This window comes from Mesorhizobium sp. B2-3-14 (genome assembly GCF_006442175.1).
GTDB lineage: Bacteria > Pseudomonadota > Alphaproteobacteria > Rhizobiales > Rhizobiaceae > Mesorhizobium > Mesorhizobium australicum.
On the sequence record NZ_VFVP01000016.1, the window covers coordinates 81801 to 101889 of the forward strand.

At 60.0% G+C, this 20089-nt stretch carries 18 protein-coding genes and 2 pseudogenes; 9 read left to right on the forward strand and 11 right to left on the reverse strand.

The features are described from left to right. Positions 1–44: 44 nt before the first annotated feature. Positions 45–635, forward strand: a complete 591-nt coding sequence (locus FJ950_RS27825) for an ankyrin repeat domain-containing protein (RefSeq protein ID WP_140620240.1) — start codon at positions 45–47, stop codon at positions 633–635. 12 nt (positions 636–647) lie between these two features. Beyond that, entirely contained in the window at positions 648–1151 is a 504-nt protein-coding gene (locus tag FJ950_RS27830) for a YHS domain-containing (seleno)protein (RefSeq protein ID WP_181166474.1), read from the forward strand. Between the two features lie 106 nt (positions 1152–1257). Here the strand turns inward: FJ950_RS27830 and FJ950_RS27835 are convergent, their stop codons facing one another. From FJ950_RS27835 to FJ950_RS29640, 3 genes are all read right to left on the reverse strand, one after another. Beyond that, positions 1258–3447 (reverse strand): adenylate/guanylate cyclase domain-containing protein, encoded by a 2190-nt coding sequence (locus tag FJ950_RS27835; RefSeq protein WP_140620241.1) that lies wholly within the window; start codon positions 3445–3447, stop codon positions 1258–1260. 272 nt (positions 3448–3719) lie between these two features. After that, positions 3720–5897: an adenylate/guanylate cyclase domain-containing protein gene (locus tag FJ950_RS27840; RefSeq protein WP_140620243.1), complete on the reverse strand. Its 2178-nt coding sequence runs from the start codon at positions 5895–5897 to the stop codon at positions 3720–3722. Positions 5898–6499: 602 nt separating this feature from the next. Then, positions 6500–7093: a hypothetical protein gene (locus FJ950_RS29640; RefSeq protein ID WP_181166475.1), complete on the reverse strand. Its 594-nt coding sequence runs from the start codon at positions 7091–7093 to the stop codon at positions 6500–6502. A gap of 516 nt (positions 7094–7609) precedes the next feature. Between FJ950_RS29640 and FJ950_RS27850 the strand changes: the two are divergent. The 3 genes and pseudogenes from FJ950_RS27850 (at position 7610) to FJ950_RS27865 (ending at position 9634) form a co-directional block, all read left to right on the forward strand. After that, positions 7610–7886, forward strand: a pseudogene (locus FJ950_RS27850) (hypothetical protein). Positions 7887–7919: 33 nt separating this feature from the next. Next, positions 7920–8165 (forward strand): hypothetical protein, encoded by a 246-nt coding sequence (locus FJ950_RS27855; RefSeq protein WP_140620245.1) that lies wholly within the window; start codon positions 7920–7922, stop codon positions 8163–8165. A gap of 745 nt (positions 8166–8910) precedes the next feature. Next, positions 8911–9634 (forward strand): annotated as a pseudogene (locus FJ950_RS27865) (RNA ligase family protein). Positions 9635–9796: 162 nt separating this feature from the next. Here FJ950_RS27865 and FJ950_RS29645 read toward each other — a convergent pair. Together FJ950_RS29645 and FJ950_RS27875 are read right to left on the reverse strand one after the other, a co-directional pair. Then, positions 9797–9970, reverse strand: a complete 174-nt coding sequence (locus FJ950_RS29645; protein WP_181171474.1) for a hypothetical protein — start codon at positions 9968–9970, stop codon at positions 9797–9799. Between the two features lie 337 nt (positions 9971–10307). Continuing rightward, complete coding sequence (locus tag FJ950_RS27875; RefSeq protein WP_246677794.1) at positions 10308–10994, reverse strand: hypothetical protein; 687 nt, start codon at positions 10992–10994, stop codon at positions 10308–10310. A 143-nt stretch (positions 10995–11137) separates the two neighbouring features. Between FJ950_RS27875 and FJ950_RS29650 the strand changes: the two genes are divergently transcribed. The 3 genes from FJ950_RS29650 to FJ950_RS27885 are packed head-to-tail and all read left to right on the forward strand — an operon-like array spanning position 11138 to position 12326. Continuing rightward, a complete protein-coding gene (locus FJ950_RS29650; protein WP_181166477.1) occupies positions 11138–11287 on the forward strand; it encodes a hypothetical protein in 150 nt (49 codons plus the stop codon). Between the two features lie 51 nt (positions 11288–11338). Continuing rightward, a complete protein-coding gene (locus FJ950_RS27880) occupies positions 11339–11560 on the forward strand; it encodes a DUF768 domain-containing protein (RefSeq protein ID WP_140620249.1) in 222 nt (73 codons plus the stop codon). A 46-nt stretch (positions 11561–11606) separates the two neighbouring features. Next, positions 11607–12326, forward strand: coding sequence for an SOS response-associated peptidase (locus FJ950_RS27885; RefSeq protein WP_140620251.1), 720 nt, complete (start codon positions 11607–11609; stop codon positions 12324–12326). Positions 12327–12568: 242 nt separating this feature from the next. Here FJ950_RS27885 and FJ950_RS27890 read toward each other — a convergent pair whose 3' ends face one another. Next, the gene (locus tag FJ950_RS27890; RefSeq protein ID WP_246677803.1) at positions 12569–12856 is read right to left on the reverse strand and encodes a hypothetical protein; all 288 of its coding nucleotides are present in this window, start codon (positions 12854–12856) and stop codon (positions 12569–12571) included. A gap of 286 nt (positions 12857–13142) precedes the next feature. On the opposite strand from FJ950_RS27890, the gene FJ950_RS29980 reads away from it, so the two are divergent. After that, positions 13143–13328, forward strand: coding sequence for a hypothetical protein (locus FJ950_RS29980; protein WP_246677804.1), 186 nt, complete (start codon positions 13143–13145; stop codon positions 13326–13328). A gap of 215 nt (positions 13329–13543) precedes the next feature. On the opposite strand, the gene FJ950_RS27905 is transcribed toward FJ950_RS29980, so the two are convergent. From FJ950_RS27905 to FJ950_RS27925, 5 genes are all read right to left on the reverse strand, one after another. Continuing rightward, positions 13544–13852, reverse strand: coding sequence for a hypothetical protein (locus FJ950_RS27905; RefSeq protein WP_140620259.1), 309 nt, complete (start codon positions 13850–13852; stop codon positions 13544–13546). Positions 13853–14168: 316 nt separating this feature from the next. Further along, on the reverse strand, positions 14169–14744 hold the full coding sequence (locus FJ950_RS27910) for a recombinase family protein (protein WP_140620261.1): 576 nt from the start codon (positions 14742–14744) through the stop codon (positions 14169–14171). A 1108-nt stretch (positions 14745–15852) separates the two neighbouring features. Further along, entirely contained in the window at positions 15853–17373 is a 1521-nt protein-coding gene (locus tag FJ950_RS27915) for a zinc-binding dehydrogenase (RefSeq protein WP_181166478.1), read from the reverse strand. A 9-nt stretch (positions 17374–17382) separates the two neighbouring features. Beyond that, positions 17383–17820: an SRPBCC family protein gene (locus FJ950_RS27920; protein ID WP_140620263.1), complete on the reverse strand. Its 438-nt coding sequence runs from the start codon at positions 17818–17820 to the stop codon at positions 17383–17385. Positions 17821–17856: 36 nt separating this feature from the next. After that, positions 17857–20043, reverse strand: a complete 2187-nt coding sequence (locus tag FJ950_RS27925) for a flotillin family protein (RefSeq protein WP_140620265.1) — start codon at positions 20041–20043, stop codon at positions 17857–17859. Positions 20044–20089 lie beyond the last annotated feature (46 nt).

Sequence of the window (20089 nt, forward strand, 5' to 3'; positions counted from 1 at the left end):
AACCGCTTGTATGATTCCAGGCTAATATATGCTACTCCTGCGACATGCGCGGACTGCTGGCACTTGGAATGCTGGTATTAGCGGCTACAACTGCAGCCGCAGGTGAGCCGTTGTTCGACTCCATCGCCGCTGGCGACAAGGGCGCCGTGGAGCAAGCCCTGGCAGGCGGTGCCGATATCGACAGCCGGGCACGCGACCAGGCAACTCTCCTCATCGCTGCCGCGCTCAACAACCAGCCCGAAATCGCCGAATTCCTGGTGGGCAAGGGCGCCGACGTCATGGCGCGTAATTCGGGCGGCTTTACCCCGCTTCATGCGGCGGCCTTCTCGGGCAGCCTGCCGATCGCCAAGATGCTGCTGCAGATAGGCGCGGTGCTCGACGATGCCGCCAACAAGGCGGGCGCTACGCCGTTGTTGGTGGCCGGCGAGGAAAACCACCTAGAACTGGCCGAATTCCTTATCGCGAAAGGTGCCGATGTGAACCATCCCGAGGCTCATGGTTACATGCCGATAACGCGCGCATTCTGGAAGGGCAATACGGATATCTTACGACTGTTCAAACGCCATGGCGCTACCTGCCAAGCCAAGGTCCTTGGCGAGGCGAACGCGGCCAAGTGCGCCGAAATCCACGACTGACGGAGGATGCAGATGAGCACGATGATCAAGTTACGACTGGTTCGGAATCTGGGGGCGGCTGCCCTGGTCGCGGTAGCTGCGGTCGCCGGCGCGGGATCGGCCCGGGCCGACGATTCGGTAAACACCGGCTATTTCGGCGGTGTGGCGATCATGGGCTACGACACAGTCGCTTACTTCACCGACGGCAAGGCCGTGAAGGGCTCCGAAGAGTTCACCTATGAATGGTTAGGGACACCCTGGCATTTCGCCAGCAAGAAACACCAGGAAATGTTCATGAGCGAACCGGTCAAGTACGCTCCTCAATATGGCGGCTACTGTGCTGGCGAAGTCGTGGGCGGTGGGGTCACGATCAATGTCGATCCGGAAGCATTCAAGATTATCGACGGCAAGCTCTACCTGATCTACGACGTCGGCAATGCGGATGATTTCGCCGCGCACGCAGCTGAAAACATACCGCAAGCCGATGCCAACTGGCCGCAGGTCGCGGCCAATCTGGAGCTCGACAAGTATCACTGAGCCTAGAGCAATCCAGGAAAAGTGTGATCGGTTTTTCGTCCGGAATTTCGTGATAAAGATGGAGCGTTCGCCGTCTCCGTGAAACGGTGAAATGCTCCAGGTTCGCCTACCGGACCACCGTGAAGTGAAACACCTTGCTTGTATTGGCATAGGAGTAGCCTTTGCCGGCTGCGTCATTGCGCCTGTAGACGGGACCGCAGTCGGGGCGTCCGAACAGGTTCTCGCTATGCTCGCACAAGAAATCGCGATCGACGTAGACGGTCTCGGTGACCAGCCGCGTCGTCGTTCGGAAGGCCGCCTTGCCGTCGCTCCCGATTTGAAGGAAGGCCGGTTGGAGACCGGGTTCGATCTGGCCTTGCAATGTATGGCCAATGACGAGGGAAGCGATCTCAGCACCCTTCAATCGGTCGTGCTCGTCCGGGGTAAAGCCATAGCGCCATTGGGGTAGGCCTGCCTGCCGCAGTGCGTTGACGAGGATCGCCAGGTCCTGCGGGTTCCGGAAATGTGCATGAGTCATCTGCCATCCAGCCAAAGAGTCCACATAGCTGGACCCTGCTACGAGGTGGAGCCCAGCTGCGATTTCGGCTTTCGCATCCGGTAGACGGCCGCCGTGGACATACGCCGCAGCGAGTGTAAAGCGAAAGTTGCCAACCGTGGACGCATTGTCGCGGGTGCGTTCGAGAGCCTCGATCGCTTTATCGACATTCCCCTGGAGAAGAAAAACCAGCCCGGCAGTCTCCCTGTTGATAGCGGAGAGGTCGGGGTCGAGCCTGAGCGCTATCTCGACCGCTGCGGCTGCCTCGGCATAATTGCCGGCGCATAACTGAACATATCCAAGGGCTGCTTGCGCCTCTGCATCGCCCGGACCGATTGAAACAGCCTTCCTGGCAGAGGCAATCGCATCGTCGTAGCGGCGATTCACGACCTGCATGATACCGAGAATGGCATAGGGCGATGAAAGGTCCGGTTCGAGTTCCAAAGCCCGGCTCGCCTTCTCGTAGGCTCGCTTGCGCGCGGGCGCGCTCTGCATGATGTCGTTGAAGGCCTCGCGCCAGATATAGACTGTCGTGCGCGCGTCGGCCGCAAAGGCTTCCGCGAAGGCGGTGTCGAGCCCCTCCGCCTTTTCATAAAGCGCAAGCGCCTTCCGCAGACCGGCCAGCAGGCCGCTGCGTGACGCCGTCTCGGCTTGGAGATAGTAGTCGTAGGCCTCGAGATTGTTCGTCGGCGGGCGCGCCATGCGCTCGCTCTCCGCTGCCGAAGCCCGGATGCCGAGCGCTTTGGCGATCTCCCCGCTTATCTCTTCCTGGACGGCAAACACGCCGGCCATGCCGCGGTCGAACCGGTTGGCCCACAGATTGTCACCCGTTGCCGTATCGATGAGCTGGGCGTTGAGACGGATCTGCTCGCCGGTGCGGCGGACGCTCCCCGTGACGACAAAGCGGACGCCAAGATCGCGCGCGACGTCCGCCAGCACCGCAGGCTTGTTCTTGTAGGCGAACACCGAGTTGCGCGCGATGACATCGAGACCGGAAAGCTTGGTAAGGTCGGTGATCAAATCCTCGGTGATGCCGTCTACAAAATAGTCCTGGCTCGGATCACCCCCAAGGTTTGTAAACGGCACTACGGCGACCGATGGTCGGTCGGCCCGGGAAGATGTCCTCGATTGCCACGCAAACAACCCTGCAAGGAGCACGACAAACAGGACCGCGATTCCTGCAATCCCGATCGCCCGGGGGGATATCGGCCGGTGAACTGCCTGCTTGATTTTCCCTGCGGCCGCGGGATCGAGCAGCAGCCGATAGGCGCGAACCGGATCGGCGATGTTCTTGAGCCGCTGCTCGCCAAGGCTGGCAAAGCCGACATCAACCTTGTGGAAGGCATGATCGAACGCGGTTCCGGAGATGCAGACTCCGCCTGGCTCGGCCATCGCTTCAAGGCGCGCGGCGATGTTGACGCCATCGCCGTAGATGTCATTTTCCTCGACGATGACGTCGCCGAGATTGACGCCGATGCGAAACCGGATCTGCCGGGCATCAGCGGTGCCTTTGTTGCGATCGGCCATCCGGCGCTGAATCGCGGCAGCACACTGGACGGCATCGACGACGCTGGCGAACTCGACCAGCGCCCCGTCGCCCATGAGCTTGATAATGCGACCGTGGAATTCCTGGATCGCGGGGTCGACCAGTTCGCGACGGCAGCTTTTCAACCGCTCCAGCGTTCCGACCTCGTCCTCGCCCATGAGGCGGCTGTAGCCAACCACATCGGCAGCAAGGATTGCGGTGAGCCGTCGCTCCATACCTGCCTGCGCCCTCCCGGTCGATTACGCGGCTTTGCTGCAGCCTATTCCAGTCCCGCGTCGGACGCGAGCGTACGCAGCCGCTTTCCAGAGGATGCCGGGGTTACTCGTCGATGTCTGCTTGGGGCGAACAGCGGCGGCTTGGCCCAGTGTCTTCGTTGGAGACGCCGAATGCGGTTGGAATAACCGGTTCGGGTCAGCTCACGACATCGGACCTTAGAGGTAAAACGTCCGCTATGGAGCTCGACAAGTATCACTGAGACCAGGTTCGCCTACCGAACCACCGTAAAGTGAAATACCTTACTTGTATTGGCATAGGAATATCCTTTGCTGGCATTGTCGCGGTGTTTATACACAGGTCCGCAGTCGGGGCGCCCGAACATATTCTCGCTCAACTCGCACAAAAGGTCGCCATCGACACGGATGGTCTCGGTGACCAGCCGCGTCGTCGAGCGGAAGGCTGCCTTGCCGTCGCTCCCGATCTGGAGGAAGGCTGGTTGGAGACCGGGTTCAAGCTGACCTTGCAACGTATGGCCCAGCACCAGCGAGGCGATCTCATCGCCCTTCAAGCGGTTGTGTTCGTCGCCGGTGAAGCCGAACGGCCATTCGGGCAAGCCCGCCTGCCGCAGCGCGTCGATGATGAGAGCCAAATCCTGGGGGTTACGGTATTGGGCCCCGTTGAGCCGGATTGCGGACAATGAATCGGACCCCGGTATCGACATGGCACCTAGTCCGTCCGTGATCGCCGCCCTCGCATCCTGCAGGCGGCCGGCGCGGGCGTAAGCGGCACCAAGCGTGACCGTGAAATCTCCGACTGACGGCGCATCGTCGTGGGTGCGTTCGAGCGCCTCGATCGCCTTGTCGTTGCTACCTTGAATGAGAAAGACCAAACCGGCAATTTGCCGGTTGATGGGTGAAAGGTTGGGATCGAGCCTGAGCGCGGTCTCGACCGCTGCGGCTGCTTCGGCATGATTGCCGGCGAACAGTTGCACGTATCCTAGAGCTATTTGCGTCTCCGCATCGCCGGGGCCGAGTGCGACGGCTCGTTCGGCCGAAGCGACGGCTTCCTCGTAGCGGCGATCCACCACCTGCATGATGCCAAGAATCGCATAAGGCGACGAAAGGCCTGGGTCGAGTTGCAGCGCGCGGCTTGCCCTCTCATAGGCGCGCTTGCGCGCGGGCGCGCTCTGCATGATGTCGTTGAACGACTCGCGCCAGATATAGACTGTTGTGCTTGCATCAGCCGCGAAAGCTTCTGCGAAAGCGGGGTCGAGCTCCTCCGCCTTGTCGTAGAGCGTAAGCGCCTCCCGCAGCCCGTTGCGCCGACCGGTCCGTGCTGTCTGCTCGGCCCGAAGATAGAAGTCATAGGCTTCGAGGTTTTCCGTCGGCGGGCGCGCCATTCGTTCGCTCTCCGCTGCCGAAGCCCGGATGCCAAGCGCCTTGGCGATCTCGCCGCTCATCTCGTCCTGGACGGCAAACACGCCGTCCATGCCACGGTCGAATCGGTTGGCCCATAGATTGTCACCCGTTGCCATATCGATGAGCTGGGCATTGAGGCGAATCTGCTCGCCGGTACGGCGGACGCTGCCCGTGACGACGAAGCGGACCCCAAGGTCGCGCGCGAGGGCAGTCAGCGCCGGAGGCTTGTCCTTGTAGCCGAACACCGAGTTGCGCGCGATGACGTCGAGACCGGAAAGCTTGGTGAGATCGGTGATCAGATCTTCGGTGATGCCGTCAACGAAATAGTCCTGGCCTGGATCACCGCCAAGGTTTGCAAACGGCAGCACGGCAACCGATGGCCGCGATGGCACCGAGAATTTCTGCCAGGCAAAAATGCCGGCAATCGCGGCAATCGCCAAGGCGGCCACGCTCGCCAGGATTATGAAGCGTGGGCCTTGCCGGTGTGGTGTGGCCACGACCTTGCCCGAGGCTGCGGGATCGAGCAGCAGCCGATAGGCGCGAACCGGATCGGCGATGTTCTTGAGCCGCTGCTCGCCAAGGCTGGCAAAGCCGACATCAACCTTGTGGAAGGCATGATCGAACGCGGTTCCGGAGATGCAGACTCCGCCTGGCTCGGCCATCGCTTCAAGGCGCGCGGCGATGTTGACGCCATCGCCGTAGATGTCATTTTCCTCGACGATGACGTCGCCGAGATTGACGCCGATGCGAAACCGGATCTGCCGGGCATCAGCGGTGCCTTTGTTGCGATCGGCCATCCGGCGCTGAATCGCGGCAGCACACTGGACGGCATCGACGACGCTGGCGAACTCGACCAGCGCCCCGTCGCCCATGAGCTTGATAATGCGACCGTGGAATTCCTGGATCGCGGGGTCGACCAGTTCGCGACGGCAGCTTTTCAACCGCTCCAGCGTCCCGACCTCGTCCTCGCCCATGAGGCGGCTGTAGCCAACCACATCGGCAGCAAGGATTGCGGTGAGCCGTCGCTCCATACGCTGGTGTCCCACCTCCAAGGGCAAAAGCTTGGCTTGAGAGCGTACTCTAGTACTACTTTGATTGCGAGCATGCTTGGCCCCTTGGGGCAGCGTGCAATGCAACCCGTCGGTTTCGCGGTCATTGCCCAGGTGGGGCAGTTCATAGCCAAAAAATGGATGAAGCAGAACGATGCCCCGGGGTCACCCAACAAAGTTAAAAGGTCCGCTATCGTTTTCTCCTCACCAAAAGCGGACTTACTGCTTGCGGCCCAAAGCAATTGATGTAGGCGGTCCGGTTGCCGGGGATATGATTTTGAGCTTGGACTCGGCAACCGGCCATGCCCGCGATCCCGACCGGCAGAAGCGATCAATGCGGATGCCGCACCCTTCATGGACCCAATGCTCCTCCTGGCCGTTCGCTCGCTGCCCGACCACCGCACCGCTTGTCATTGGCGGCAATTTGATCCGGCGTTGGGTAGTTTCCACTGTATCCATTACCGCCGCCGCCAGATCCTACGGTGGCACCCGCCACGCCCATCACCGGCGGACCGCGATATTGAGCCACGACAGCGGCCGAACGCTGCCCATCGCCCTCGATGTGTGTGTTCTGGCTGTTTGGATTAAACGGGTCCACAGTCTGAGTGAGGGTGTTGGCGTGGTTGGCTTCGCCGGCCGCCAGAGTCACACTGCAGGCGCATTGGCGGCGCCCTCAGACCGGTGACGGGTTGATGCCGGCCGCCCTGAGCTTCGCGCCGAGGATTTGCGCGGGTCGCACAGGCAGCCTTGTCGCCGGCGACGCACTTGTTGTTCGCATCCGACCAATCCAGCAATGCCGTGTCGATCCAGCTGCCAGGCGCGCGGGCTATCCTGTATGGTGTCGGTGGCGCGCCACTCGCGACGGCTGCCGCCGCTGCTGCAGCTCCCTGACCGTGAGGCGCGCGCTTCCACCCATTGATGATCAGACAGTTCTTCATGTACTGATCTTCGGCGGCCAAGTTGCCAAGAGCGTTGCCTATTCCGGCACCCGCGACACAGCCCGGCGATCCGATCGCAATATAGCCGTGATCGGCCGAACCCTTTTGCAGTTCGCACTGAGCATGGGCGACGTCGAAACTCGGCCCGTAGCCGATCTGCATATAGTCAGCTTGATTACTCGTCTGGCAGCCGCATAGCACTGCAATGGCACCAAGTGCCATTATTGATTTGATTTTCATCCCCTGGCCCTCCCAAGGCCAAAGGACAGCTTCTCCCAAAGTGGTTAGCGTGCAAGGGTCTACGAATATTTTGGGTAAACGCGTTCGACGCCTAAGATGAGAAGCACACCAAATATACCCAGTTATTACTTTTGCCCCGCCTACGTCGGCTCGTCGACGAGCGGCGTCTTCCGCTTCAGCGTAGGCTGGCGGGCGTCCTGCATCTGGTTTATCATTGTCCTCATGAGGATACTTCGACCACGGCCAAAGCCTAAGAAAGCTTACCCGAACAGCGACCGCTTCGCCGAAGATGGCCAGCGTCTTTACAGTGCGTATGCGCCAGCAGCAGCCCGCAAAGCGGCGCGCCGCAGCATTCTACTTCCCCGACTGGATCTACTGGCCGGTCTCATCGCTGCAGCAATTGTGCTGGCTGCCATTTGGTGGTTCGTCTAGTTGGTCAGCTTCTCCACCGTGACGATGATCGCCTCGGGCTGTCAATTAGCCGAACCTAACGTTCCCTGGGAGCTTTATCGCTGCATGAGTACGCGCGGCACAAACTTCCTTGACCAGTGGATCCGGTCCAACGTTCCGAAGACAGTCGGTGCGGATGTCATCTCAGTTGCCGAGCTGACACAAAAGCTTTTCGCTGATGCCAAAACGGTCGGCATCAGTAGCACTGAGATCGAGGAAGACACCGGCAGCGTATGAGGCGGTCCTTGATGCGATCGTCCACCACGAAGCGACCGCTCAAAAAATTCCATCGAGGCCCGCGCGCTTCTTTTTGTACCAGACCGTACGCAATAGTCCCAGATGAGGAACAAACGTCGAACCTTCACGTTCGCCGTCGATGGCGCGCTACTACTTCGATCTAACCGATAACGGAACCGCCTACCCGAACACTGAAGGAATTGACCTTCCGAGCCTGGAATCCGCTGAAGACGAGGCGGCAACGGCACTCCTAGCGATAGCCAGGGACAAAATGCCGGACGGCACCTTCCGAGAGGTCGCCTTGCATGTGCATGATGGTTCGAGCGAACCAATTATTTTTGTGGTGAAGGTCACGTTCGAGCTAATTCGAAAACAGACCCGATAACGATGGAGCCTTGGGAGCCTGACGATTATTTCACCGTGAGCGCTCGCCTCTATCAGCAACGGGCGGTGGCACATGTTGCGGATTTGCGCTCAGACATCGCAGAGACGCGCCGCATAATCGATGAATCCCGCAAGCTGCTCGACCGGCTCGGCACCAAGTCAGGCGCTATCGTCCCGTAGACTGTGAACGAAACAGGACACGGGCCACAGCTTTATAGCAATCCCGATATGACGTGGATTAGGTGGGCAACTCGCATACCAAGGGCAACGGTGAATTCGCCTTCGTTGGCGGCGAAGTCCCAACCGAAGAATGCTGCCCAGCAAAAAAGCAAAACCGAGAAGCGCATTCACAAACGTTAAATTAGAGAACTTGAATATACATTAACGTGGGCCGCGCTCTGCGACTCTGAGCGGAACTTACCGCCCGCTGGCTCCGGCCGGCGAGCTTTGTTATTTCCGCTTTGGAAATTCTATCACCTCGGTCTCCAGCTCCAGCGGTTCATGACCCGGGCCGCTCATGCCACAAGATTTGCCGCAGATCGCGCTGGTCGACCCGCTGGCCACATTCAGGGCAGTTGTAGAAGTGAAGTTGCTCTTCAATTTCTTCCCGCCCATACAGTTTGCCGGGAATCGAGGGCCAAGGTCGGATAGCTTCGTCATGCGGGCTGCAACATCCGGTCATGCTAAATGTTCCGGAACCATTTTAGCTAAAGCTTATTGAATCGACGGTTTGCGTGAGTGAGTTGATGCGTCTGAAGTTCATTAAGCCAATGGAGCCCGAACTGGTCGACACCCCGCCACAGGGCGCCGAATGGCTCCACGAGATCAAGTTCGATGGGTACCGGACCCAAGTCACAAAGGACGACGACGGGATTCGGCTGATCACCAAGAATGGCTACGATTGGACAGGTCGCTATATCCAGCTTGCCGGCGAAGCAGCGGCGATCGAAGCGAAGGATTTCATCATCGACGGTGAGGCGATCACCATCAATGAAGCTGGGCTGTCTGACTTCCATGCACTGCAATCAGCCATCACCAGCCGCAAGCCGTCTCGCGATCTGTATCTCGTGGCGTTCGATCTCCTGCACCTCAATGGCCGTGATTTGCGCGAAATGCCAGAGGAAATCCGCCGCGACATCCTTCAGGCGTTGATCCCGACCGGTGGCCGCATCCAGTTCAGCGAAGCAATGCTTGGGACCGGCGATGCCGTCTATCACCTTGTCAACCAAGCCGGCCTGGAGGGCATGGTTTCAAAGCGCAAGGACAGCAAATATCGCAGCGGGACGACGATGAACTGGCGCAAGATCAAGTGCTATACTGAGAAGGGGCAAGGTCGGCGGACCTGTTCCGAAGGGTCTTAAGAGCGACAAGGCGGAATGGCTGAAGCCCGGTCTGGTCGGCCGCGTGAGGTTCCTGAAGGGCGAGGAGAAGCTACGTCACGCCTCGCTCAAGGATTTTCCGGAAAAATAGGGACATCGTGCTTTGATGCGTAACAACTGGACGCTTGAGTCACTGATCGACAGGGAGCGTCGGCGTCATCTACACGCCCGACACCATGCGGACGGGGTATGGGATCCTAAATGCTGCCAAGCGCGGCGGACGCGTGCGCAAGCATTTGGCGGGACCTCTTTCTCAGCCGCGGTTCTGCTCGATGAGTTCCTGAGTTTCTTTGATGCGGATGAGGCTTTGCCGCTCGCTCTGATCGATCGAATAACCGAAACATCTGCCTTTCACCGCCCGCTGGCTCAGGCCGGTGGGCTTTTTCCGCTTAATATCGGCAAGGCCGGGCTTATTGCGCACGTTCACTTCAGTTTCGTCAACGGATAATGGCCTCAACGTCCTCTAGAGAGGATGGTGGGCTTTGGGGCGTGGGCTTCCCGAATCATCTTGGCCGCTTCTTCCGGGGTAATGCCGCACTTGCGGGCATAGTAAGCGGCTTCTGTTTGCACTCGTCATCGGAGTGCAATGATAGCCTGCTTTCCTCTGTGCTTCGCCTTCTTGTCCATGCAGCGAATCATACCACATGAGTAGTTATTTACAGAGGACCCAGATAGCTTCGTCATGCGGCCTTCAAACACTTGGCCTTGCTAAACTATTTTAGCTAATTGCTAAAGGAGGTGCGCCGTGGATGGCGTTGGCCGTTCTAATCCGCAACATCTTGCTCTGGTCGGCGATCTGTCTTCGTTGATACCAAGCCCGTTTGAATATCGGCCGCGCCGCGCAATCTTGTTAATCGAAGCGTTATTACTCGGGTGGCGGCTCTGAGGCCGTCTGAATCCAAGCTCTCGACACAAATAGTGGGTACCGGGAACGATTTAAGTTCTTCCTCGACAAGATTAATGTGGTGGATTTGATCAAGACTGCTCTGCAGATCAAGATCGAGGAACTTCTGAATGATCCCGAGAGTACGCCGGCGTTCCCTCAACCGCACCTCTAGAATTCGCCTTGGCGCCCGCAATCGGACAAGAAGGTCCGGTTTGGGCAGAAGTTCGAGAGCACGCGACACTCTTTCACGATCCGTGATGTCGCTGAACAAAGCCAGTGAGGATACGAATTGAACCATACCTTGGTCAAAAATTGAGATCTTTTGATTAGACGCCATTGCGGCGCGCCAAGCTTGCAAAAGAGCCTCAAGATGCCAGTTCAGACGAGCTGCCCACATCTCGTTCTTGGGTGGGAGAATCTCAAACAGTTCTCCGAGAGAATGCTGTCCAATCCACTTTGAATGAACGCCAGAAACCAGTTTAAAGGCGGCTCTTCTAACCGGGTGTGCACGGTCAGCGATCTGCAAAAGAACGGGCTGGCCCTGACCTCGCAGATCGCGTGCCAACTCGGACGCCAAGGTGGTCTTACCAGCGCCGGAGGGCCCAAATAGCTCCAAGATCATCTTTTAATCCAGACTGAGGGGAGCCGTCCGATAGTAATCTTAGCCGACGAACCAGGAAATGCGTCATCCGTACGAATGACCGTGTCGTGAGTAAGATCGGCGCGCCGCCGCCGAAAGGTCTCACGAAGGAAAAGGCCGAATGGCTAAGGCCGGGCCTCGTCGGCCGCGTGAAGTTCCTGAAGGGCGAGGAGAAGCTACGTTACGCCAAGCTGCTCGATTTCCGGGATAAGCAATAGCCAACGCGTGCCAGCCGGGAACTTAGGGGCACCCATCGCACTTATCGCCGAATGAGCACACGCGGCGTGGATTTCCTCTATCGCTGGATGAGCGAAAATATACCCGAACATGCTTCCGTCGATCCGGGCCTGATCGCTCATCTTGCCGATCAGGCCATGGCCGACGCGATCAAGGCTGGTATCCGGCCGCGTGAGATAGATGAGGAGGTCGACAGCGTCTTCGCCGTAATAGCGGAGGCTGTCAGCAATCATGAGGGTGGCGCGATCGAATAGCGGTCCCGAAGTAGACTATTGCTTTTCGGGTCCCTATCTCTGGTGCATGTGCGGACGAGTTTTCGTAAAGACTACAATCCCCGACATGGTTCGCCGCTTCGAATTCGCCCATCCTGGCGAGGTCGAACGGCTTGGCAACAGCTTTCCTCTCTGGAACGGTGCTCCGAGCCTGACCTACCCGATCATCATCCGTGAAGAGCTGTCGACCAGCATGGCCGGCTTTGTGTCGGCGCGCTGGGGCCTGGCCCCGGGATGGGCTCGGGAAGGTGACGGCCGCCCGCCGCCGGTCAACGCCCGCTGCGAGACCATTGCCAGTAATGGCTTGTTCCGCAAGGCTTACAATACGCGCCGCTGCTTGGTGCCCGTCGACGGCTATTTCGAATGGCAGAAGCTCGACGCGTCGGGGAAGAAGAAGCAGCCCTATGCTATCGCTATGAAGTCTGATGACCCCTTCGCCATGGCCGGCATATGGGAAGAGTATGCCGACAAGCTTACGGGCGAACTTGTGCGGACCTTTGCCATCGCCACCTGCGAGCCCAACGATCTGATGGCGACCATCCACGACCGCATGCCGGTGATCCTGGCGCCGGCCGAGTACATGCGCTGGCTTGGGCCGGAGCAGGACCCTCGCGAGCTGATGAAGCCCTTTCCGTCCGATCTAATGAAGATGTGGCCGATCGACAGCAAGGTCGGATCTCCGCGCAACAACACGCCCGACATCATTGATGAGATCGGTCGCGGGCCTACTGATCTGTTTGACGTCTAGGTTCCGGGCTTTGGAGGCCGCTGCCACGACACATAGGGCATCTGATCGTAGACCCTTTGCAGCCGGTTCGGTGCACTCCCGTCGGGCAACACGTGCCGTTTGAGCTCAGCCACTTTGCGCTTGAAAAACCTTGCCGGCGCCGAGACATTGCCGACACCCGAACTTCCTAAATCCTGCCAAGTACCACCTGCCCACCTACCTGAGACGGCAAGAACGTCAGGGGCATAAAATAGTTTCACCGGCTAATCCACGTCCGAGATTTTGCCGTTCGTGAGGTGCGTCTCGATTTTGCTGAGCGCCTTCCGAATGACGTCGACCGCCTGCAAGTTGACTGCGAAGTCGAAATTGCCTTCCGCCGTCTCGAAAATCAGGACGCCGATCTTCGTTTCGTCGTCCCTCAGCATGCCGATGCCAATTCCTGTGGGCATATATGGTGGTCTATCTGCCATGGTTTCCTCCTTCAGAGATAGCCTCCCCATCATCTCGGTGCTCGAAACAGAACCAATGCGGATCCTGGCGAGGCCGAGCAAAGCCGAACCCTCCGCGCTTCGCGCAACCTGTGCGCTCGCACATGTGCCTTAGCACTCTGGCACGCTCGCGCGGCACGGGCGTTATGCCGTCGGGAAGCCTGGTCGGTTCGTCGCTCATCTGCGGAAAGATTCCATAAGACCGCTTGACGGGCAAGGAATTTGTTCCTTTTCTGTTCTCATGGCGCATGATCCGATCGACACGCTGGGGAAGGCGACCCGGCACAATATGCTTGTGAAGGTGGAATGCAGTTGCGGCAATGTCCGTTACTGCAGATCGGCCGATCTCATGATGGTCTATGGCGGCGGGGTTGATCCTTTGAAGCTGAAATTCGACTGCAACCGGTGCAAGCCATCGATCAAGATCACGCTCCTTGAAGTCCATCCGGAGCACCTTCCGAAGCGTCTGATGATCCACAAGCCGATGAAGGTGGACGGCAAGATCACCTGGTACACCGAAAGGTTCAGGGGATGAGCGGTTCTTTCTCGGAGCGTTGCAAAGATGCCCGCCGGGTACCTCTGCAACCTACCTGGCGGGCCTAGGCCGTTACCTGTGGCAAGCCTTCACAACCGTCGCGGCCCGTTAAGGTGGCTGCCTAAGACGTGGTTGCCCCCACGTAACTACACAGACACCACACAGCCCACAAAGCACTGTTGCGGCGCAATGCTTTGGTTCGCCGGCTCTACAAACTACCTCTGGTCGTTGTACGGTTCCTTGGTCTGCCCGACCTGCCGCGCCAACTCTGAGAAGGGCGGAACCCCGGTCTCGTCCTGCGAGAGATTGGCGAGCTGCAGCAGCCTCAACGGGAAGCGGATCGCATCCCTGTTGGCCGGCGACATGTCCTCGTATACCCGCTCTTCGCCTGTAACTGAAGCTTCAGCCTTGCGCAGTGCATCGTCAATGGCATCTATCGACAACACCCCATTGTGGACGAGCGCGTTGTTAATGGCCGCTATTGCCATCAGCAGCCCCTCGAGTTGCAGGTTGGCGACGTTCATCAGTTGCTCCGTTTGACTACGTCATTCAAACTCGATGCGTGCCAGGAGGTTCCTGCATGACGTGCTGCCAGCTATCAGCGTTCGGCCCGGAGTTGGCGCGCACACCCTCCAGGCGCTCCGGCAGAAGTGTCGGGAGCTGCCCCTTCAACGCAGCTCACCTCGGAGGTATCGCGTCGACATGCATTCCCTGGCGCGAAGGAGCATCTGCGCCGTTCAACGCGCAGATCTTGGAAGTATGCGCGACCCGCCCGCACGTCACGGCGGTGACGCTGAAGTGAGCGCGTGGAGTCCGAGGCGGGAGTCGACATGAAGGTCGTCAAAAGAACCACGCCCGGCAAGCCCACCTCACATTGCCTAATAAAATCCTATAGACCTGCATTCTGGAGCAGCCAAGTGCAGTGGCAATCGCTGCCGGTCCGTTGCCTTCCTGTTTCAGCCTCAGAACAGTGTCGCGATCCAATCGGCGTTTCCCTCCACGATATACGCCCGCTCGCTTAGCTTGCTCGATGCCGTCGCGCTGTCGCTCTTTGATGAAGCGCCGTTCCATTTGCGCGACCATGCCAAGCACGGTCAGCACGACGTGCCCCATCTCGCCACGGGTCGAGACGTGCGGATCGAGCACGGTAACGAATGCGCCTTTCAGCTCGCATTCATGAATGAGGTTAAGCACGTCGCGGGTATCGCGGCCAAGCCGGTCAAGGCGCGTAACCACCAGCTCATCCCCAGGACGAAGAAAATCCAACACCGTTGCCAGTTCGGCGCGACCGTCACGACTGCCGCCCGAAACCTTCTCCGAGCGAATGACCTCGCATCCTTCGGCTTTCAGCTTAATAAGTTGCGTATCGAGGTCTTGATCGATTGTGCTGACGCGTGCGTAACCAATGCGAGCCATTTGGTGTCACCTCAAGGTGCTAAGGCTTGATGCTACCTTGCCGCAAATAGTCGATGTCAAGCTGATCGCGCACCACATGTGAGAGCACAATACGAATGACAGTTTTGCGCCTCATCTTGGTAATTCAGCGTCGACGGTGCTGATCCCGAAAGCAGCCGAATGTTCATGCACGGCTGACAGCTCGTAAGGAGGGCTGGTTTCGGACTTTCTTGCCACACACGTGCACAGAACAACGGCTCTCCGGTCGGCACGCGTCCGAGCCAATCCACGATGACTACGTCCGGAAATAATTGGCGCTGTTTACTGGAGGGATGTTCACGTGGACTCGAACGACCACTCCCTGTGGTCCTGCCGGTGAAACGGACGCCATAGCATAGGATTCCACGATGCTCCCCGATCGATCTCATTGACAGCAAGGCCGCGGCGGAAGCCCTTGCCGATCTCGCAGACGTGCACGATATCATGCGGGGCAACATCCATCCGGCAATTTAGGCAGTGCAGGCGGTCCTGCCGAGTATAAACATTGGTGACTTTGCCCGACAAACCGTCCGTCGCGGTCCTGCCATTCGCGGACCTGATGGGTGACTCAGATCAGGATTACTTCGCTGACCGCATGGTCGACGACATCATTACCGGACTGCCGTAAGCTGGCCATCACGTCAATGGCGGGCTCTGATGATCCGTGCCTCGAAGTTGCCGGACTGTTTTCGGTCCAATCTGGACATTACTGGCAATGGACCTTGCAGCTGCGTAACCTATCATCGGCCCCGGGCGTCACATCAGGTTTTAGGCCCGAGATAACACTGTAACAAATGGCTGACCTTGGCCCAAATGTTACGCCGAGAAGGGGAGTGCCAGTGACGTCACCTAGGGGTATGCCCTGAAGTGACGGCTTTGCGCCTCATATCGGTGGTCGAAGCCCGTCTAAGCGTTCTCCAAAGCGGACCCTGCGAGCGCCAGCGGTTGGTCGGGGTTACGCCGACAGCAACCATTCGCAACGCCTTGAAATGAATGGCGGCAATAGCGACCGCCAGCTTCGTGTGACGCCGCTGCGCGGGCGGCACCGCGAAGGGCGGTGCCGCCCGTACTCCGATTGTGAAAACTTGTCTCAAACCTTTAGCACCAGCGCGCCGGTCGTTCGTCGAGACTCCAGATCGCGATGGGCCTGAGACGCTGCTGCAAGATCGTAGGGCCGTGGATGCTCGACCTTGACAACGCCCAGTCGGAGCGCGGCAAAGAACCGGTTCAATTGCGGAGCAAACTTTTGCGGTGTGTCCGTATAGTGAGCGTAGTTGGGCCGGGAGATCGTGACGGACTTCGAGGAGAACCGACCAATGTCCCAGTTGCCGACTGGGCCTGAAGCCTGGCCAAAACTAACGAGATGGCCTCGTACCCCGAGCGCTGCCAGCGACCCGCCGAAGGTGTCGTTTCCGACAGCATCATAGGCGACATCCACCCCGGCGCCGCCAGTCAATCGCATAACCGCCTCGGCGAAATTCTCTCGCGAATAGACGATGACGTGATGAGCCCCCAGCCGTTCGACGATCCGCGCCTTGTCGTTATTCGACACCGTCGCAATTACCGTCGCACCGAGATGGCGAGCCCACTGCACCAGCAATTGGCCGACGCCGCCGGCGGCGGCATGGACAAGCACAATCTCGCCCGGACGGACAACATGGACGTCGTGCAGCAGAAAACTCGCGGTGATGCCTTTGAGCAGCCCGGCGGCGGCAATGTCATCGGAGATATCATCGGAGAGTTGGACCAAAAGATCGGGCACCATGTTGCGCCGCTCGCAATAGGCGCCGACCGGTGGACATGCATAGGCGACACGGTCGCCGACAGAGAAGCCCGACACCGCCGACCCAACCGTCTCGATGACGCCGGCCGCCTCCATGCCCGGAACGCCAGGCGGCTGCAGAAGGTCGAAATAGCCGGTGCGGCAATAGACGTCGATGAAATTGACACCGATCACCGTATGGCGGATCTGCACTTCGTTCGGCGCCGGCCACGGCAGTCCGATTTCCCTGAGCCGCAGCTCTTCGGGGCCGCCATAGCGCTCGACAACGATCGCCCTGGTTGTTGCGGCCTGACCCTCAATGACCGTTGGCACGACGGGCGGCACACCTGCCGATGGCGCAGGAGCGGCAACCGCCCGGGAAGCCCTCACATCGATCGGCGAGCCGACGCTTCGCTCTCGTAGAAGATTGCGCATGGCCGCGAAGCCGGCCTGATAGATGCCTTCGGTGACCAACCTCACCAGCTCGTCGCGGCGATGCGCCGGCGGGGTGAACTCGGAGCGCCATTCCCAGAAAGTGGCATTGCCGTCGGTCACCGGCTTCAGCCGCATCGAGGCGACATAGCCCATCAGCGGCAGCGGCGCTTCGAGCAGGCAATAGCTCAGCCGCCGGTCCTTGTCGGACAGCGCCAGCAATTGCTCGCGCAATTCGCCGCCATCGTTCAGCCTGAAGTGGCGCACTGAGCCTACCGCGTCGATCGGCTCGCCGCCCTCGATCTCGCTGAAGGCAATCGCCGGATGCCAGCGGCCATGGCCGTTGAAGTCGCGCAGGATCGCCCAGACCTCGTCGACCGGTGCCTCGATGATCGTGCTCTGGCAGACCTTGACCATCGGCCGGCGTCAGCGCCCGAACCGATGTTTCAGCGCGGCCAAGGCGGTCTGGAACACGCCATGGCCGATCTGATGCATCAGGGCGGCCTCGCGATCCGGCGCGCAGTCGAACTCCGCCTGCCATTCGGCGAGCGTCAAATTGCCGTCGGTGATCGGCGTCAGCGACAAGGTGGCGACATAGTTCTCGACCGCCATCGGGCTTTCGAGGATGGCGTAGCTGCAGGATAGGTCGTAGTCGGACAGCGCCAGTAGCCTTTCGCGGACACGCCCGCCGTCCTTCAGCGTGAAACTCCGGATGCAGCCGATCTGGTCTGCCTGCGCGTTCTGCTCGATGCGGCTCTCGGCGACGAACGGCGCCCAGCTTGGCAATGCGTTGAAGTTGCGCACAAGCTTCCAGACTTCCGCCGCCGGCGCTGGAATGACCGAGGAGACATAGACCTTGGTCATTTCGAATAGCCGCCGATATTTGCCACTGCAATCCCGTCAGTGATCGCGGTCGTCATCGTCGTCCTTGGTGGGTTTGCCCTTGCCCTTCTTGTCGCGGGTCAGGCTGGCAATATCCTTGGCGTCGCGCAGCACATCGGTCATGCGGCCAAGCGAGCCGCCCTCGATGCCGATCTCCTTCATCAGATTGTCGATGATCGGCGCCTGCACGCGGTAGCGCAGCGCGGAATCGATAACCTCGTCGGTGACGTTGCGGTTGCCGCCAGTGCCACCGTTGAGGCCGTCGACATGCAGGATCTTGATGCCGTCGATCTTCTCCATCGGCTTGACGCTTTCGCGGATGATGCCTTCCATGTGGTCGAGCAGCTTGCCGCGCAGGCGCCCGGCCCTCGCGCCTTCGGAAAGGATGTTCTCGGCCTCGTTGAGTTGGCGGTGGCCAGCGGCATCGACCTCGTAGCGCTGGGCGGCGGCAAGGGCGTGGATCTTCTCCGATTCGGCCGAAGCGACGGCGGCGATCTTCTGCGCCTCGGCCAGACTCTTCGCCGCCTTCATCTCGGCGTCCGCTGCGGATGTGATGCGCAGCGCCTCGCGTTCGGCCTCGCGCTGCGCACCGATCAGGTCGGTCAGCTTGCGACGCTCGGCGATCTCGCGTTCGCGGGCGGTGAAGGCCTGCTCCTCGGCCTGGACGGCCTTGGCGCGCACGGCTTCGGAAGCGGCGATGGCGGAGGAACGCTCCTGCGTCTTCTTGGCGATGTCGATCGCCTTCTGGATCTCGGCGATCTCGATCTTCTGGTCACGGTCGACGCCGAGCTGCCTGATGTCGCGATCCTTAATCAGCCGCGCTTCCTCGATGCCGCGCTCGGTGGTGATGCGGGCGCGTTCGACCTCTTCGCCGGCCGAAATCTCGGCCTCCTCGAAGGCCTGGCGCTTCGCGATCTGCAGTGCTTCGAGATGACGCTCCCTTGCGATCCTGACCTCGTCGATGGCACGGTCCTGCGCGATGCGCGCCGTCTCGGTCGCCTGGTTCTCGATGATCTCGGAACGACGCTTTTCCGCCTCGGCCCGGGTCACCTGCAGCGCCTTTTCGGCGAGGGCGATCTGGCGCTCCAGCTCGGCGACTTCGAGCAATTTCTTGCGCTCGATCTCGAGCTGGCTCTGCGTGCCCTCGCGCTCGATGCGGGCCTTCTCCAGCGACAGTTCGAGCGCGATCTGCTCGCGCTCGGTCAGCTCGCGCATCTTCATCTCGGTTTCGTCGAGCGAACGGCGGCGCGCGATCTCGCGGCGCTGCGTGTCTTCCTCGCTCTTGATGCGCTCCTCGGTGATGTTGCGCTCCTGGTTGAGCCGCGATTTCTCGACCGCCTCGCGCGACGAAAGCTGTGCCTGCTCAGATTCCTGGTCGCGTAGCGCCCGATCGATGGCCAATTCCGAACGTTGCGCGGCGCGGCGGATCTCGACCTCGCGCTCCTGTTCGAGGCGCGCATATTCGCTGTCGCGGTCGATCTCCAGCACCTTGCGTTGGGTATCGAGGTTCTGGTTGCGGATATCGACCAGCGTGCGCTGCTCGATCTCGTTGCGCATGCGGCGCCGGGTCTCGATCGATTCCGTCAGCTGGGTCAGGCCTTCGGCGTCGAAGGCGTTGGACGGGTCGAAATATTCGAGGCTGGTCTGGTCTAGATCGACGATGGCGACGCTTTCGAGTTCCAGGCCGTTGGCGGCAAGCGACTCCTCGGCCAGCCTTCGCACCTTGGCGGCGTAGTCGCCGCGCAGTTCATGCATTTCTTCCAGCGTCATCTGGGCTGCGACTGTGCGCAAGGCACCCGCGAACTTGCCTTCCAGCAATTCACGCAGGCTGTCGGGCTGCAGCGTGCGGCGGCCAAGTGTCTGCGCGGCGGCGGCAACCAACTCGCGGCTGGCGCCGACACGGACGAAGAACTCGGCGATCAGGTCGACGCGCATGCGGTTCCTGGTGATCAGCGCATGCCCATCTTCGCGGCGCACCTCGATCCGCAGGACGTTCATGTTGACCGGGGTGATCTCGTGCAGCACCGGAATGACGAAGGCGCCGCCATTGACCACCACCTTCTCGCCCAGGAAGCCGGTGCGCACGAACGCCGTCTCCTTGGTCGAGCGGCGATAGAGCCAGCGCAAGATATAGACCGCGATCACCACGACGACTGCGGCAACGATCAGCCACAACAGGAAAGCGCCAAAGGTCTGCGCGTCCATGATCTATCCTCCCCAAGACAATGCGGCCGGCGCGAGGCGACCGATT

Bases quoted from the DNA above. Each gene is read 5' to 3' on its own strand.
- FJ950_RS27825 (WP_140620240.1), top strand. From the start codon at position 45: ATGCGCGGACTGCTGGCACTTGGAATGCTGGTATTAGCGGCTACAACT.
- FJ950_RS27830 (WP_181166474.1), top strand. From the start codon at position 648: ATGAGCACGATGATCAAGTTACGACTGGTTCGGAATCTGGGGGCGGCT.
- FJ950_RS27835 (WP_140620241.1), bottom strand. From the start codon at position 3,447: ATGGAGCGACGGCTCACCGCAATCCTTGCTGCCGATGTGGTTGGCTAC.
- FJ950_RS27840 (WP_140620243.1), bottom strand. From the start codon at position 5,897: ATGGAGCGACGGCTCACCGCAATCCTTGCTGCCGATGTGGTTGGCTAC.
- FJ950_RS29640 (WP_181166475.1), bottom strand. From the start codon at position 7,093: ATGAAAATCAAATCAATAATGGCACTTGGTGCCATTGCAGTGCTATGC.
- FJ950_RS27855 (WP_140620245.1), top strand. From the start codon at position 7,920: ATGGCGCGCTACTACTTCGATCTAACCGATAACGGAACCGCCTACCCG.
- FJ950_RS27880 (WP_140620249.1), top strand. From the start codon at position 11,339: ATGAGCACACGCGGCGTGGATTTCCTCTATCGCTGGATGAGCGAAAAT.
- FJ950_RS27885 (WP_140620251.1), top strand. From the start codon at position 11,607: ATGTGCGGACGAGTTTTCGTAAAGACTACAATCCCCGACATGGTTCGC.
- FJ950_RS29980 (WP_246677804.1), top strand. From the start codon at position 13,143: ATGATGGTCTATGGCGGCGGGGTTGATCCTTTGAAGCTGAAATTCGAC.
- FJ950_RS27905 (WP_140620259.1), bottom strand. From the start codon at position 13,852: ATGAACGTCGCCAACCTGCAACTCGAGGGGCTGCTGATGGCAATAGCG.
- FJ950_RS27910 (WP_140620261.1), bottom strand. From the start codon at position 14,744: ATGGCTCGCATTGGTTACGCACGCGTCAGCACAATCGATCAAGACCTC.
- FJ950_RS27915 (WP_181166478.1), bottom strand. From the start codon at position 17,373: ATGGTCAAGGTCTGCCAGAGCACGATCATCGAGGCACCGGTCGACGAG.
- FJ950_RS27920 (WP_140620263.1), bottom strand. From the start codon at position 17,820: ATGACCAAGGTCTATGTCTCCTCGGTCATTCCAGCGCCGGCGGCGGAA.
- FJ950_RS27925 (WP_140620265.1), bottom strand. From the start codon at position 20,043: ATGGACGCGCAGACCTTTGGCGCTTTCCTGTTGTGGCTGATCGTTGCC.